The organism is Arthrobacter sp. MAHUQ-56 (genome assembly GCF_019710585.1).
Lineage (GTDB): Bacteria > Actinomycetota > Actinomycetes > Actinomycetales > Micrococcaceae > Arthrobacter.
Window position 1 is genome coordinate 346467 of sequence record NZ_JAIFZQ010000004.1, and the last position, 14037, is coordinate 360503.

General features: G+C 66.3%; 11 protein-coding genes. 8 read left to right on the plus strand and 3 right to left on the minus strand.

What is annotated here, in order from left to right; translation table 11 throughout:
- Window positions 1–19: 19 nt before the first annotated feature.
- The gene (locus K4G53_RS03175) at window positions 20–727 is read left to right on the plus strand and encodes a class I SAM-dependent methyltransferase (protein ID WP_221384037.1); all 708 of its coding nucleotides are present in this window, start codon (window positions 20–22) and stop codon (window positions 725–727) included.
- A gap of 4 nt (window positions 728–731) precedes the next feature.
- Window positions 732–1250: a gamma carbonic anhydrase family protein gene (locus K4G53_RS03180; RefSeq protein ID WP_221384038.1), complete on the plus strand. Its 519-nt coding sequence runs from the start codon at window positions 732–734 to the stop codon at window positions 1248–1250.
- A gap of 16 nt (window positions 1251–1266) precedes the next feature.
- Here the strand turns inward: K4G53_RS03180 and K4G53_RS03185 are convergent, their stop codons facing one another.
- The gene (locus K4G53_RS03185) at window positions 1267–2997 is read right to left on the minus strand and encodes an NAD(P)/FAD-dependent oxidoreductase (protein ID WP_221384039.1); all 1731 of its coding nucleotides are present in this window, start codon (window positions 2995–2997) and stop codon (window positions 1267–1269) included.
- The gene (locus tag K4G53_RS03190; RefSeq protein ID WP_374226138.1) at window positions 2994–4520 is read right to left on the minus strand and encodes an amino acid permease; all 1527 of its coding nucleotides are present in this window, start codon (window positions 4518–4520) and stop codon (window positions 2994–2996) included. Before K4G53_RS03190 ends, K4G53_RS03185 begins: the two co-directional genes overlap by 4 nt.
- Before the next feature lie 98 nt (window positions 4521–4618).
- On the opposite strand from K4G53_RS03190, the gene alr reads away from it, so the two are divergent.
- Window positions 4619–5863: an alanine racemase gene (gene alr, locus K4G53_RS03195; protein ID WP_221384041.1), complete on the plus strand. Its 1245-nt coding sequence runs from the start codon at window positions 4619–4621 to the stop codon at window positions 5861–5863.
- Window positions 5856–7448: a PucR family transcriptional regulator gene (locus K4G53_RS03200; RefSeq protein ID WP_221384042.1), complete on the plus strand. Its 1593-nt coding sequence runs from the start codon at window positions 5856–5858 to the stop codon at window positions 7446–7448. The genes alr and K4G53_RS03200 overlap by 8 nt, the downstream gene beginning before the upstream one ends.
- A gap of 13 nt (window positions 7449–7461) precedes the next feature.
- Here the strand turns inward: K4G53_RS03200 and K4G53_RS03205 are convergent, their stop codons facing one another.
- Window positions 7462–8286, minus strand: a complete 825-nt coding sequence (locus tag K4G53_RS03205) for a nitrilase-related carbon-nitrogen hydrolase (protein WP_221384072.1) — start codon at window positions 8284–8286, stop codon at window positions 7462–7464.
- Between the two features lie 248 nt (window positions 8287–8534).
- Between K4G53_RS03205 and K4G53_RS03210 the strand changes: the two genes are divergently transcribed.
- The 4 genes from K4G53_RS03210 (at window position 8535) to K4G53_RS03225 (ending at window position 13890) form a co-directional block, all read left to right on the plus strand.
- A complete protein-coding gene (locus K4G53_RS03210) occupies window positions 8535–9725 on the plus strand; it encodes an ROK family transcriptional regulator (protein ID WP_221384043.1) in 1191 nt (396 codons plus the stop codon).
- 131 nt (window positions 9726–9856) lie between these two features.
- Complete coding sequence (mmsA, locus tag K4G53_RS03215) at window positions 9857–11416, plus strand: multiple monosaccharide ABC transporter ATP-binding protein (RefSeq protein WP_221384044.1); 1560 nt, start codon at window positions 9857–9859, stop codon at window positions 11414–11416.
- Window positions 11417–11459: 43 nt separating this feature from the next.
- Window positions 11460–12743 carry a multiple monosaccharide ABC transporter permease gene (gene mmsB / locus K4G53_RS03220; protein ID WP_221384045.1) on the plus strand — a complete coding sequence of 428 codons (1284 nt, stop codon included), beginning with the start codon at window positions 11460–11462 and terminating at the stop codon, window positions 12741–12743.
- Window positions 12744–12792: 49 nt separating this feature from the next.
- Window positions 12793–13890 carry a sugar-binding protein gene (locus K4G53_RS03225; protein WP_221384046.1) on the plus strand — a complete coding sequence of 366 codons (1098 nt, stop codon included), beginning with the start codon at window positions 12793–12795 and terminating at the stop codon, window positions 13888–13890.
- Window positions 13891–14037: the final 147 nt, after the last annotated feature.

The window sequence follows — 14037 nt, forward strand, 5'->3', positions numbered from 1 at the left end:
CCAGTCCTACGCTGGTGCCATGCAGGGCATTCCGGACTCCGGGGACCATGAAGCGGACCTGGCGGTCTTCTATGACCGGCAGGCCGCGGCACCGAACATCCGGTCCCACACGCGCCACCGCGTCGAATGCCTCGAATGGTTTATCCGGCTGCTCAAGGACGAACACCGCCACTCGGTGTTCGAACTGGGCTGCGGCACCGGCGACGAGGGCCTCGGGTTCGTCCGCGCCGGGCTGCACTACTGCGGCGTGGACCTGTCAGGGGAAAGCGTCCGCCGGGCGCGGGCCAAGGGACTGGATGCCAGCGTTGCCAGCGGGCGGAACCTGCCCTTTCCGGAAGCGTCGTTTTCCGCGGCGTGGACCATGAGCACCCTCCTGCACGTGCCCAACAGCAGCATCCACCGCGTGGTCAGCGAGCTGGTACGGGTCTGCGCACCCGGGGCGCCCATCGCCGTCGGCCTGTGGTCCGGCGAGGATGAGGAGGTACTGAACCCGGAAGACGACGAAGAACCCCGGCGGTTCTTCAGCCGGCGGAGCGACGCCACGGTCCGGTCGGTCTTCGGTGCACACGGCGAGGTGGAGCATTTCCGCACCTGGCCGGAAGGCAGCGGCGACGAATCCGGCCCCGGCCGGGGCGCCTGGAGCCAGCACTACCAGTTCCTGGTCCTCCGCACCCCGGCAGTCATATCGGACACGCAGGCCGCGCCGGGCAGGGGTGGCTTAGGGTGAACCTATGGCTCCTCTGTACCCTTTCGGCGGCACCTCCCCGGCCGTCCATGAATCAGCGTTCATAGCCCCGTCGGCGTCGATCATCGGCAACGCCACCCTGGCCGAGAATTCCAGCGCCTTCTATGGCGTCTCGGTCCGGGCGGACACCGCCGCCATCACCGTGGGCGCAGGCAGCAACCTGCAGGACAACGTGGTGCTGCACGCCGATCCCGGCTTCCCCTGCACGGTGGGCGAGCGGGTCAGCGTGGGGCACGCCGCCGTCGTGCACGGCTGCACGGTTGAAGACGACTGCCTGATCGGCATGGGCGCCACGGTCCTCAACGGCGCAGTGATCGGCGCCGGCTCGCTGGTAGCGGCCGGCGCCGTCGTGCTCGAGGGAACGGTGGTTCCGCCCCGCTCACTGGTGGCGGGGGTGCCCGCCAAGGTGCGCCGCGAACTGACCGATGAGGAGTTCGACGGCGTGCGCGCCAATGCAACACGCTACGTGGAGCTCGCGGCGGAACACCGCGAGCTCCACGGCTAGCGTTGCCCGGACCTAGTTAGTCCAGGCTGATCGGGCCGATCTCGTCCAGCAGCTCGCCCGGGCCGGGGTTGCCGGGTGCGGATGAGCCGCCCAGGTGGTTCACCACGCCCCACACGGCGTTCAGTCCGGTGGTGACGGCGCCTTCCGCCCAGCCCGCGGTGAAGGACACGTCGTCGCCGGCCAGGAAGATGCCGCGCTGGGATTCCGGCAGCTTGTCCTGCTTGAAATGCGTGAACAGCCGCTGCTGGTAGCGGTAGTGGCCGGGCAGGTTGGCCTTGAAGGCGCCCATGAAGTTGGGGTCGGCCTCCCAGGACACGGTGATGGGCTGGCCCACGATGTGGCCGGCGATGTCCACACCCGGGTAGATCTGCTCCAGCGAGTGCAACATCAGTTCCACCCTTTCGTCGGCGTCCAGCGCCAGCCACTTCAGCGCATCGTCATTCCAGGTGTAGGAGAGCAGGATGACGGCGGGCTGGTCCGGGCCGTTGTCCAGCAGGTAGGTGGCGCGGTTCAGCCGGTCCGTCAGGGTCATGGACAGGACTTCGTTGCCCGTCTCCGGATCGATGTCCTTCCAGAACGGCCGGTCCACCATGACGAAGGTCTTGGAGGACTGCATGTAGTGCGAGCGCTCCATGGCGGTCCACAGCTCGGCCGGGAACAGCGCCTCCTCCGTATGAATGCGGGTGGACAACAGCCAGGACTGGCAGGTGGTCACCACGGCCGGGTAGCTGGCTTCGCGGCCCCAGCGTTCGCGGACCCGCAGGTTCCCGTCCGGGTCCCGGCTGATCTTTCCGACGGCGCCGCGCGGCGAGCCGGAGTGGAGCGAGGCAAGGGAGGTGCCGGCGGGCCAATGCACCAGGTCCGACGGCGCGTGCTGCCACAGTGCCTCGGGCAGCCGCTGAGCTCCCCCGCGGATGAAGCGGTGCTGGTCGTCGGCGTCGGTGTAGACCACGCGGAGGATTTCCAGGATGGAGTTGGGGAAGTCGGTGTCCCAGCCGCCGGTCCCGAAGCCCACCTGGCCAAAGGCCTCCCGGTGCGCGAACCCCGCCTTCCTAAAGGAGTCGCTGGCGGCGATGAAGCCGTAAAAGGTCTGCTCGTCCATCAGCGGGAGCAGTGCGTTCCACAGTTCCTTGATCCGCACGGTGTCCCGGGAACGGATGGCATCCTGCATCTCCGCGAATTTGGCGCCGTCATTGACGGCCGCTTTCCACGCGTCGGCCACTTCGCGGAAGAACGGGGGCAGGTCGCTGGACTTTTCGGCGTAGTGCTTCTTGCCTGCCAGTTCGATCACGGTACTGGAGGTGGCTTCGGCGAGGGGGTTGGGGAAGTCGGACGTTTCCAGCCCGAGCAGGTCCACGTAGTGGTAGAACGCCTTGCCCGAGACCGGGAACCGCATGCCGCCCAGGTCCGCCACGACGCCTGGCGCGGCCGGGAATGCGGCCGTACGGAGCCGTCCGCCGATCTGGTCCGCCTCGTACACCACGGGCCGCAGTCCCAGTTTCATCAGTTCATAGGCGGTGACCAGGCCGGAGAGTCCGGCGCCGATGACGGCGACTTCGGTGCCATACAGCTCCGGCGGCACCGAGCCCAGGCCGCCGGGGTGGGCCAGGTAATGGTCGTAGCTGAATGGGAAGTCCGGATTCAGCATGGTGATGGGAGCTGCCTGGTCCTCGCGGCGCGGCGCTTCCGCCGGCTGCGTGGAGGTGCTGGAAGGGTCGAAGGCCGGCAGTTCGGTGGCGATGGTCATGATTGTTCTGCTTTCACAGGTTCCTGGCGCGGGGCCATGGCGGTCAGTTCACGGTAGTCCAGCTCGCTGAGAGCCGCTACCTTGGAGTTCCGGCGTCCATAGCCGAAGTAGATGGCGGTGCCCACCAGCATCCAGGCGGCGAAGACGATCCAGGTGTCCGCTCCCAGGTTCGCCATCAGGTAGGCGCACATGAGGGTGCCGAGGACCGGCGTGAACGGGTACAGCGGGACCCGGAAGCTCCGCACCAGGTCCGGCTGGTTGCGGCGCAGGTAGATGACGGCAACGTTGACCAGGGCAAAGGCGAAGAGGGTGCCGATGCTGGTGGCATCGGCGAGCGCACCGAGCGGGACCAGGCCGGCGGTCAGCGCGACGGCGGTGCCCACAATGAGCGTGCCGGCGGCCGGGGTGCCGGTCCGCGGGGAAACGCGGCCGAAAACCTTCGGCACGAGGCCGTCGCGGGACATCGACAGGAGGATGCGGGTCTGGCCGTACAGGACGGTCAGCACAATGCTGGCGATCGCCAGCACGGCTCCGGCGGAGAAGACGAGGGCAATCCACGGCTGGCCGGTGAGCTCCTCCAGGATCTGGACGAGGGCGGCTTCCGTTCCGTCGAACCAGCCCCACGGCCGGGCCCCGATGGCGGCGACTGCCACCAGGACATAGATGCTGGTGACGATCACCATGGACAGGAGGATGGCGCGGGGAAGGTCCCGCTTGGGATTCTTCGCTTCCTCACCCGCGGTGGAGGCGGCATCGAAGCCGATGTACGAAAAGAAGACGCGGGAGGCGGCAGCGGAGACACCCGCGGCGCCCATGGGGAGGAGCGGTTCGAAGTTGCCGGCGTTGAACGCGGTGAAGGCAACAGCGCAGAAGAACAGCAGGATGCCCACCTTGATAACGACGATGGCGGTGTTGATCCAGGCGCTTTCGCGGGCGCCCCGCATCAGCAGGACCATGGCCAGCACCACGATGGCAACGGCGGGGATGTTCACCAGGCCGCCGTCACCGGGAGGCTGGGACAGTGCGTCCGGCAGCACCTGGCCAAAGGCCGCGAGTGCCTCGTTCACATATTGGCCCGCCCCTACCGCGACGGCGGCCACCGATACCGCGTATTCCAGCACCAGGCACCAGCCGCAGATCCAGGCCATCCCCTCTCCCATGGTGGCGTAGGAATACGAGTAGCTGGATCCCGCCACCGGCACCAGGCCGGCCATCTCGGCGTAGGACACCGCGGACAGCAGGGCGGCAAGGCCGGCGATCACGAAGGAGATCCAGATGGCGGGGCCGGCCAGCGGAACCGATTCTCCGAGGATCACCAGAATGCCGGTGCCGAGGGTGGCACCGACGCTGATCATGGTCAGCTGCAGGACGCCGAAGCTGCGCACCAGCGGCGTACCGCCGTCGCTGCCGTCAGCTTCCCGGACCATCTGGCCGATGGGTTTGCGGCGCAGGAGCTGGTCAGCCAGGCGCGGCCGGGGCGCGGCCGGGGCAATGGATTTTTGAGTGGTCACAGGCACGGTCACCGTTGACGTCCCTTCAGAGTAGTTTCGGTTTCCCCTCCTCTAGGCTGGCATGTGAGTCAGCTCTCAACCCGGTGCAGTTTGCCCTATAGTGATCACCCATGAGACTTATTGCACAATCAGGCGCCGGCACTGCCGCCGCGGTTTCGGGACAGGTCAACGTCGATCTTTCCGCCATTTCAGACAACATCAGGGCACTGAAATCACTCAGCAAGGCGCGTTTTTTCATGGCCGTGGTGAAGGGCAATGCCTACGGGCACGGGCTCGTGGAGGTGGCCCGCACCGCGGTTGGATCCGGCGCGGACTGGCTGGGGACGGCGCAGCTCCGGGAGGCCATCGAACTGCGGAGAGCAGGCATCACCGCCCCCATTCTGTCCTGGCTGTACCTGGCGTCCCAGAGCAGCGCGGACATCGTGGAGGCAGTCAGGAACAACGTCGACGTCTCGATCGGCAGCGTCCCCCAGCTGGAGGTGCTGGCAGGTGCCGCCAGGCAGCTGGGGCGTCCCGCCGTCGTGCACCTCGAACTGGACAGCGGCCTAAGCCGCGGCGGGGCGCGAAAGGAAGACTGGGCGGGGTTTGTTGCCCGGGCCCGGGAGGCGGAACTGGACGGGACGCTTCGTGTCCGCGGCATTTGGACGCACCTTGCCTGGGCGGATGTCCCTGCCCATCCAGCGAACGCCGCCGCCGTGGCCGGCTACGAACACGCGGTGGGGGAAGCGGAAGCGGCCGGGCTCACGCCTGAACTCCGGCACGTGTCCAGCTCCGCCAACATCCTCGACCGCCCGGAACACCACTTCGACATGGTGCGCGCCGGCCTGGCCATCTACGGGCTGGCACCCGCCGACCACCTGCATCCGGCCGACTTTGGCCTGCGTCCGGCGCTCAGCGTCGCGGCCCCCCTGGTCATGGTCAAGAAGGTTCCCGCCGGCACCGGCATCAGCTACGAGCACCAGGCCATCACCCATGAACCGCGCTACCTGGGACTCATCCCGCTGGGCTACGCGGACGGCGTCCCCAAGGGCATCAGCGGCCGCCCGCTGGTGACGGTTGGGGGCCGGCGGGTACCCGTCATCGGCAAGGTCTGCATGGACCAGTTCATGGTGGATCTCGGACCGGATCCCCTGGGCATAACCGTTGGCGATACGGCAGTGCTGTTCGGGGACCCGGCCGCCGGTGCGGCCAGCGCCGATGACTGGGGTGCCGCGATCGGCAGCCATGGGGACGAGATCATCAACAGGATCGCCCCGCGCCTGCCGCGCTCCTACACAGGCAGTGCGGGCCACAGCGCCGCCCGTGAATGCCCGGACTACCAGGAGCCGGCCGCGGCCGGGCCCGCCAATGCCTGAGCCCGCCGACGCCGGACGGCTGAGTTTCGTCACGCTCCAGCAGTTCCTTGAGCAGCTGCCGCCGTTGTTGAAGACACTTCACGACGGCGGCAGCGGCGGCCGCCTACTGCGCTGGGTCGAACCCAGCGAACTGGAGGACCCCACCCCCTACCTCCCCGAGGGAGAGTTCCTGCTCACCGCAGGCCTGCCCTTCCTGGGCGACGGCGGGTCCCCTGCCAACGTCGACGCCTACGTCCGTCGGCTGGTGGAGGCCGAGGTGGCGGCGCTCGGGTTCGGCATCAGGCCCTATTTCGACGCTGTACCCGACGCGCTGGTGGCCGCCTGCCGCCGGCACAACCTCACGTTGTTCGAAGTGCCGGAGTCGTTGCCGTTCGCCGCGATCGGCCTCCAGTTCTCCCAGCTCCTGGAGACCGACAACGCGCGGGTCTTCCGGCAGCTGGCCGAAACGAACCGGCAGCTCATGCGGGCCGTCCTCTCCCCGAAACCGGAGCATGAACTGCTGGCCGCACTGGTGCAGCGCGTCCCCGTGTGGGCACTGCTGGTGGGCGCCGACGGGCGGGTGCGGGCACGCGGCACAGGAGCCGGCGGCAGCTCCGCCGTCGAACTGTCCCTCCTGGAGCCCATGCTGCAGCGGCTGCTCTCCGGCAGTGGCCCGCGCGTGGAGATGGATGGCTTTGACCAGCCCGGCTCAGCACTCGTTGTTGGCCACCCGCTGCGCAGCACCAGGGACGCCAACCTGGGGGCCCTGATCCTCGGTTCCGATGCACCGCTCACCCCGGCGCAGAACAACGTGGTCCAGACCGCCGTCGGACTGCTGGAGCTGCTGGTGCGGCAGCGGACCAGCGGATCGCTGGCTCCCAGCCAGCTGGCAACCGCCGTGCTGCTGCATCCGGAAAGCCTTGCCACCGGCGGGACCAGGCAGATCAACGGGCTGAAGGACCTGCTGGCGCAAAGCCTCTCGTCCACAAGGTCAGCGCCGGTGCGCGTGGTGCAGGGCATCAAGGTGGAAGCCCCGGAATGGCCGGCCGGGGACAGCCCGGTGCGTGAACTGCTGCAGTGGCGCAGGATGTTCGATACGAAGCTGGTGGAGATCACGGACTACGGTTTCGCCGCCGTCACCCGCCTCAAAGTGGACGATGCCCTGCTCGCCGACGTCGAAAAGCTCGGCTGGCGCCTGGTGGTGGGCGAACCGGCGGAGCTCACCGGCCTCCCGGCCGCCTACCAGCGCGCGAGCTCACTGCGCAGCCAGGTCCAAAGGAGCGGCCAAAGCGTCCGGGCGGACGAGGTGTCCTGGTCCGTGGCCGGGCTGCTCGGCCGGGAAGCCGGAACCATCCTTGCCGGGCGGCTCCTGCGGCCGGTCCTGGAGCTGGAACCGGACCGGCGGGAAACGCTTCTCACCGTGCTGCACGGATGGCTCAGCGAAAACGGCAGCTGGGACGGCTCGGCCAAGCGGCTGGGACTGCACCGCAACAGCGTGCGGCGGCAGATAGGCGTCCTCTCCGAGATCCTTGAGATGGACCTCAACCAGGCCCAGGTTCGGGCAGAGCTGTGGTTCGCGCTGCAGTACGTGGACGCCTTGGCATAGGTGGCCGGCCGCGTCAGGCCTGGTTCTCCCATTCCCGGTACAGCGTGGGGCGGCGGTCCCGAAGATAGGGCACCTCGTCCCGTGCGGCCTGCACGGAATCCTTGTCCACCTCGGCAAACAGCAGGTCCGGCGCCTCCCCCGCCTCAGCGAGAAGGGAACCGTCCGGCCCCGCCACCACGCTTCCCCCCAGGAACGTGTAGGTATCCTCGCGCCCGCAGTGGTTGGCGTAGGCCACGTGAAGTTGGCTTTCCAGCGCCCGCGCCCGGATCAGGATTTGCGGCACCTCCTCGAACCCGGCGGAGAGCGCCGTGGGCACCAGGAGCAGTTCGGCGCCACTGGTGGCCGCCGCGCGGGCAGCCTCGGGGAACTCGATGTCGTAGCAGATCAGTAGCGACGTCCGGATGCCGTTGAAGTCCACGACGGCGGGAGGCGCAGCGGCCGCCGCAAAGGCCCGGTGTTCCTCCGCGCCAAAGAGATGCACCTTGGCGTAATTGAGGACTTCAGTGCCCTCGGCGTCCACGAGCGTGGCGCTGATGTGCCAGGACGCGCCGTTGTCCGGGGTGTTCCCGCCCGCTGCCACGGCAGGAAGGCTGTAGACAAGGGCAATCCCGTTCCGCCGCGCGATCCCGGCGAGCCGGGCACGGATAGCGGGAAGTTGTGCCGGGTCCAGCTCATCGCGGAGCCTGAGGGGTGCGTAGCCCACGGGAAACAGTTCCGGGGTCAGCAGCAGCGCGGCGCCTGCCCGGGCGGCTCTCCCGGCGGCGTCGTCGATGGTCCGAAGATTGGCCTCGACGTCCAGCACCACGGCATTTGCCTGGAGGACGGACAGCAGCATCATCGCCACCTTCCCTTCGACTGTCACCGGCCCGGAATGGAGCGCGGTTGGTTCCTGTCTTCCAGCGTAGCCAGCCGCCCCGGACAAGCTGATGGTCGTTTGGACCCGGCAGGAGCGGCCGCGGGACGTAATGCACCGGTCACCGGCCAGGGCATCCAGATGGCTGTCCTGACGATTTGCATTAGGGCCCCAAACGGGCGTATGCGTTAACTTCTTGACTCCAAGAGCAGCGATAGGGCAATGTTCTTAGCATGTCCGCAACCCCGCGCTCAACGAGGAGCAAACCCAAAAACCCCGGCTCTCAGTCTGCCCTGCGGCAGCTGAACCAGCAGCGGATCATAGAGACCCTGATGGGCGGCCCGTCCACCCAGGCCGAACTCGCGCGCCAGACCGGACTCTCCACCGCGACGGTCTCGAACATCGTCAAGATCATGCTGGACTCGGGCCTCGCGTCCACCGAACCCATCACCAGTTCCGGCAGGCGCGCACTGAACGTACGGCTGAACTCCAACGGCGCCGTGGCGGTGGGTATCGACTTCGGACGGCGGCATCTGCGCGTGGTCCTGGCCTCGCTGAGTTACCACGTCATCGCCGAGGAATCGGTCATGCTGCCCCTCGGGCACCAGGCGGACGAAGGCATCCAGGCGGCGGTGGCCCTGCTGGACAAACTGCTGCTCGAAAGCGGCGTGGAACGCAGCGCGGTGGTGGGCGCCGGCGTCGGAATTCCGGGCCCCATCGACCGGCGCACCGGGACCGTGGCACAGGGCGCGATCCTCCCCGAATGGGTGGGCATCAACATCCTGCAACATCTTGAGGAAACCTTGAGAATCCCCGTCTTTGTTGACAACGACGCCAACCTTGGCGCCTGGTCGGAGGTTACCTGGGGACAGCACACAGGGGTCAGCAACCTGCTGTTCCTGAAGATCGGTTCGGGCATCGGCGCGGGCCTGATCCTCAACGGCGCACCCTACTACGGCAACGTGGGAATCACCGGCGAAATTGGCCACGCCACGATCCACGAACAGGGGCTTGTGTGCCGCTGCGGGAACCGCGGCTGCCTGGAAACCATCGCCTCCACCACCACCATGATCGAGCTGCTCAGCCGCGGCGAAGACCCGCCGCTGACGCCGGCGGACATCGTCAGGAAAGCCCTGAACCGGGACCCCGCGACGCTGCGCGTGGTGGACGATGCCGGCCTGGCGGTGGGACGTGCCCTGGGCAATGTGGCCAACCTGATCAACCCCGAGGTGATCGTGGTTGGGGGGCCGCTTGCGGGTTTGGGGGACATCCTCCTGGACCCGATCCGGCGCGGATTGATCCGGCATGCGGTGCCGGTCATTGGCGAAACCACCACCCTCGCCATGTCCTCCCTGGGGGACCGGGCAGAGGCCCTCGGCGCGGCGGCTCTGGTGTTCCAGCACGCCGGAATCCGCAAGTCCTAGACCATTTCGTTATCCGGCAATTGCGTTAAAGACTTGACGACAATGGCTGTGATCCAGTTTACTTTTGGTTCAGACGGCCCTGCGCTTTGCCGGCCGGACAAAGAAGTCATTGCATTGGAGGGTTAGGGTTCATGACGTCCCAGACCACGCAAGCGGAGCCGATCATCCTTGAGATGCGCTCCATCACCAAGGAGTTCCCGGGCGTTAAGGCCTTGTCGAACGTCAACCTGCGGGTGAAGGCCGGCGAGATCCACGCCATCTGCGGCGAGAACGGCGCCGGCAAGTCCACCCTCATGAAGGTTCTCTCCGGGGTGTACCCCTACGGCAGCTACGACGGCGACATCGTCTACCAGGGGCAGGTCCAGCAGTTCCGGGACATTCGGGCCAGCGAGCACACAGGCATCGTGATCATCCACCAGGAACTGGCATTGATTCCCGAACTGTCCATCATGGAAAACATCTTCCTGGGCAACGAACCCACCAAGCGCGGCATCATCGACTGGTCCGAAGCCCGCCTGCGGTCCCTGGACCTGCTGGCACGCGTTGGCCTGCGGGACGACCCGGACACCCCCATCAAGGAAATCGGCGTCGGCAAGCAGCAGCTGGTGGAAATCGCCAAGGCACTGAACAAGTCGGTGAAGATCCTCATCCTGGACGAGCCCACGGCGGCCCTGAACGAATCGGATTCCCAGCACCTGCTGGACCTGATGCTGGGCCTGAAGGCCAAGGGCATCACCTCGATCATCATTTCGCACAAGCTCAACGAGATCGAGCAGATCGCCGACTCCATCACCATCATCCGCGACGGCAAGTCCATCGAGACGCTGGACGTCAAGAAGGACGGCGTGGACGAGGACAGGATCATCAAGGGCATGGTGGGGCGCACCCTCGAGTCCCGGTTCCCGGACCACACCCCCAAGATCGGCGAGGTGTTCTTCGAAGTCAAGAACTGGACGGTCGGCCACCCCAACGTCCAGGACCGGCTGGTCTGCAAGAACTCCAGCTTCTACGTCCGCCGCGGCGAGATCGTTGGCTTCGCCGGACTCATGGGCGCCGGGCGCACGGAACTGGCACGCTCCGTCTTCGGCCGCTCCTACGGACGCTTCATCGACGGCCACATCTACAAGGACGGCAAGGAAGTGGTCCTGAAGAACGTCCGCCAGGCCATCGACGCCGGCCTGGGGTACGTCACCGAGGACCGCAAATCCCTGGGCCTGAACCTGCTGGACGACATCAAGACCACCACCGTTTCAGCTGCCCTGAAAAAGATCAGCCACAACTCGGTGGTGGATCCCAACCAGGAGTTCACGGTGGCGGAGCAGTACCGCAAATCGCTGCGCACCAAGACCCCGTCCGTGGAGGAAGGCGTCGCCAAGCTCTCGGGCGGCAACCAGCAGAAGGTAGTCCTCGCGAAGTGGATGTTCACCGACCCGGACCTGCTGATCCTGGACGAACCCACGCGCGGCATTGACGTTGGAGCCAAGTACGAGATCTACGGCATCATCCAGCAGCTGGCCAACCAGGGCAAGGGCGTGATCGTCATCTCCTCCGAACTGCCCGAACTCCTGGGACTGTCCGACCGCATCTACACCATCTTTGAAGGCGCCATCACCGGTGTCCTGAACAAAGACGAGGCCAGCCAGGAAAGCCTGATGAAGCTGATGACCTCCGCCACCCGAAAAGCCGCCTGACCCCTGGACCACCCAGAACCTTCCGGACACAAGGACTGACACCATGAACGCCCTCAAAAAGCTGTTTGGCGGCAACACCCGCCAATTCGGCATGATCTTCGCCCTCGTGGCCCTGATCATCTTCTTCCAGTTCGCCACCGACGGCCGGACCCTGACCCCCGGCAACGTCATCAACCTCTTCAACGGCAACTCCTACATCCTGATCCTGGCCATCGGCATGGTCCTGGTGATCATCGCCGGCCACATCGACCTTTCCGTGGGTTCGGTCGCAGCGTTCGTGGGCGTCACCGTGGCCCTGGCCATCCGCGACTGGGGCATCCCCTGGTGGGCAGGCGTCCTGCTGGGGCTGGTGCTCGGCGCCGTGATCGGAGCCTGGCAGGGCTGGTGGACAGCGTATGTGGGAATTCCCGCCTTCATCGTGACCCTGGCCGGCATGCTGCTGTTCCGCGGCTTCAACCAGTTCGTGGGCAAGTCCAACACCATCCCGGTTCCGAACGATTTCCAGTACCTCGGCTCCGGCTACCTGCCCGAGGTCGGCCCGAACATCGGTTACAACAACCTGACCCTGCTGCTGGGCATCGCCGTCGCAGCGTTCGTGGTGGTGGGCGAACTGCGCTCCCGGGCCAGGGCCAAGGCGCTGGGCGCCGAAGTCCCGGAAATGTGGGTCACAGTTGTAAAGCTGGTCCTGATCTGCGCAGCGATCCTCTACGCCACGTATCTCTTCGCCACCGGCCGCCCCGGCACCTCCTTCCCCATCCCCGGCCTGATCCTGGCCGTCCTGGTGCTGATCTACGGGTTCATTTCCTCCCGCACCATCCTGGGCCGCCATGTGTACGCAGTCGGCGGCAACCGCCACGCAGCCGAGCTCTCCGGCGTCCAGTCCAAGAAGGTCAACTTCCTGGTCATGATGAACATGTCCATCCTGGCCGGCCTGGCGGGCATGATCTTCGTGGGCCGCTCCACAGCGTCCGGCCCGTTCGACGGCGTGGGCTGGGAACTGGACGCCATCGCCGCAGTCTTCATCGGCGGCGCGGCCGTCACCGGCGGTGTGGGCACCGTGGTCGGCTCCATCATCGGTGGCCTGGTCATGGCAGTGCTCAACAACGGCCTCCAGCTCCTCGGCGTCGGCGCCGACCTCACCCAGATCATCAAGGGCCTGGTCCTGCTGATCGCCGTCGCCTTCGACGTTTACAACAAGAGCCAGGGCAAGCGCTCCATCATCGGCATGCTGACCAGGAATATGGGGCGCCCGTCCTCCGGTCCCAGCGGCCCCATGCAGCCCGACGAAACAACCTCCACCAAGGAAGCGATCGCCAGGGAAGCCTGATGTTTGCAGCCTGAATACTGTTCCATCACACAAAGAAAGAGAACCAACAATGCGAATGTTTGGTAAAGCAGGAAAGGCCGCAGCGGTTGCTGCCATCGCAGCACTGGCGCTGACGGGCTGCGGCCGCTCGGAAACCCCCTCGGGCGGAGCCAGCGGAGGCGCTGGAGGATTCGAGCAGAACTCCTCCATCGGCGTCGCGCTTCCGCAGAAGACCAGCGAAAACTGGGTCCTCGCCGAGAAGCTCTTCAACGACGGCCTCAACGGTGCAGGGTTCAAAGCTGACGTCCAGTTCGCCAACGGCGGCGTCTCCGAGCAGCAGAACCAGATCAGCGCCATGGTCACCAAGGGTGCCAAGGTCATCATCGTCGGTGCCATCGACGGCTCGCAGCTGGGTACCCAGCTCAAGCAGGCCAAGGACGCCGGCGCCACCGTCATTGCGTACGACCGCCTCCTCCTGAACACCGACAACGTGGACTACTACGTGGCCTACGACAACTTCAAGGTCGGCGTGCTCCAGGGCCAGGCGCTGCTGGACGGGCTCAAGGCCAAGAAGCCCACGGGCCCCTACAACATCGAGCTGTTTGCCGGCTCCCCCGATGATGCCAACGCCAAGGTCTTCTTCGACGGCGCCATGAGCGTCCTGAAGCCGAAGATCGACGACGGCACCCTCAAGGTGGTCTCGGGCCAGACCTCCTTCGAGCAGGCCGTGACCCAGGGCTGGAAGGCCGAGAACGCCCAGCGCCGCGCCGACACCCTGCTCACCGGCAGCTACACCAGCGCCAACCTGGACGGCGTCCTCTCCCCCAACGACACCCTGGCCCGTGCAGTCCTGACCTCCGTCAAGGCCGCCGGCAAGCCGGTCCCCGTCGTGACCGGGCAGGACTCCGAGGTTGAGTCGGTTAAGTCGATCATGGCAGGCGAGCAGTACTCCACCATCAACAAGGACACCCGCAAGCTCGTTGAGCACGCCGTCACCATGGTGAAGGACCTGCAGGCCGGCAAGAAGCCCGAGGTCAACGACGACAAGTCCTACAACAACGGCAACAAGGTTGTCCCGGCCTACCTGCTGGAGCCGGTCATCGTCACCGCGGCCAACGTGAAGACGGCCTACACCGACGATCCGGTACTCGGCCCGATCACCAAGTAACACCACTCAGCGGAAAGCCCGGCCCCCTCGTGAACTGCTCCCCGAAAGTTGGACTGAGAAATCGGTCCTTCTATCGGGGAGCAGTTTTATGCAGGAGAGTAGTTCGTTATCTGATGAACAGCGCGAGACCGCGGTAGCGTTGTTCGA

What these genes read in the sequence shown, in the direction of transcription:
- K4G53_RS03175 (WP_221384037.1), top strand. Translation starts at nt 20, where the DNA reads ATGCAGGGCATTCCGGACTCCGGGGACCATGAAGCGGACCTGGCGGTC.
- K4G53_RS03180 (WP_221384038.1), top strand. Translation starts at nt 732, where the DNA reads ATGGCTCCTCTGTACCCTTTCGGCGGCACCTCCCCGGCCGTCCATGAA.
- K4G53_RS03185 (WP_221384039.1), bottom strand. Translation starts at nt 2,997, where the DNA reads ATGACCATCGCCACCGAACTGCCGGCCTTCGACCCTTCCAGCACCTCC.
- alr (WP_221384041.1), top strand. Translation starts at nt 4,619, where the DNA reads ATGAGACTTATTGCACAATCAGGCGCCGGCACTGCCGCCGCGGTTTCG.
- K4G53_RS03200 (WP_221384042.1), top strand. Translation starts at nt 5,856, where the DNA reads ATGCCTGAGCCCGCCGACGCCGGACGGCTGAGTTTCGTCACGCTCCAG.
- K4G53_RS03205 (WP_221384072.1), bottom strand. Translation starts at nt 8,286, where the DNA reads ATGATGCTGCTGTCCGTCCTCCAGGCAAATGCCGTGGTGCTGGACGTC.
- K4G53_RS03210 (WP_221384043.1), top strand. Translation starts at nt 8,535, where the DNA reads ATGTCCGCAACCCCGCGCTCAACGAGGAGCAAACCCAAAAACCCCGGC.
- mmsA (WP_221384044.1), top strand. Translation starts at nt 9,857, where the DNA reads ATGACGTCCCAGACCACGCAAGCGGAGCCGATCATCCTTGAGATGCGC.
- mmsB (WP_221384045.1), top strand. Translation starts at nt 11,460, where the DNA reads ATGAACGCCCTCAAAAAGCTGTTTGGCGGCAACACCCGCCAATTCGGC.
- K4G53_RS03225 (WP_221384046.1), top strand. Translation starts at nt 12,793, where the DNA reads ATGCGAATGTTTGGTAAAGCAGGAAAGGCCGCAGCGGTTGCTGCCATC.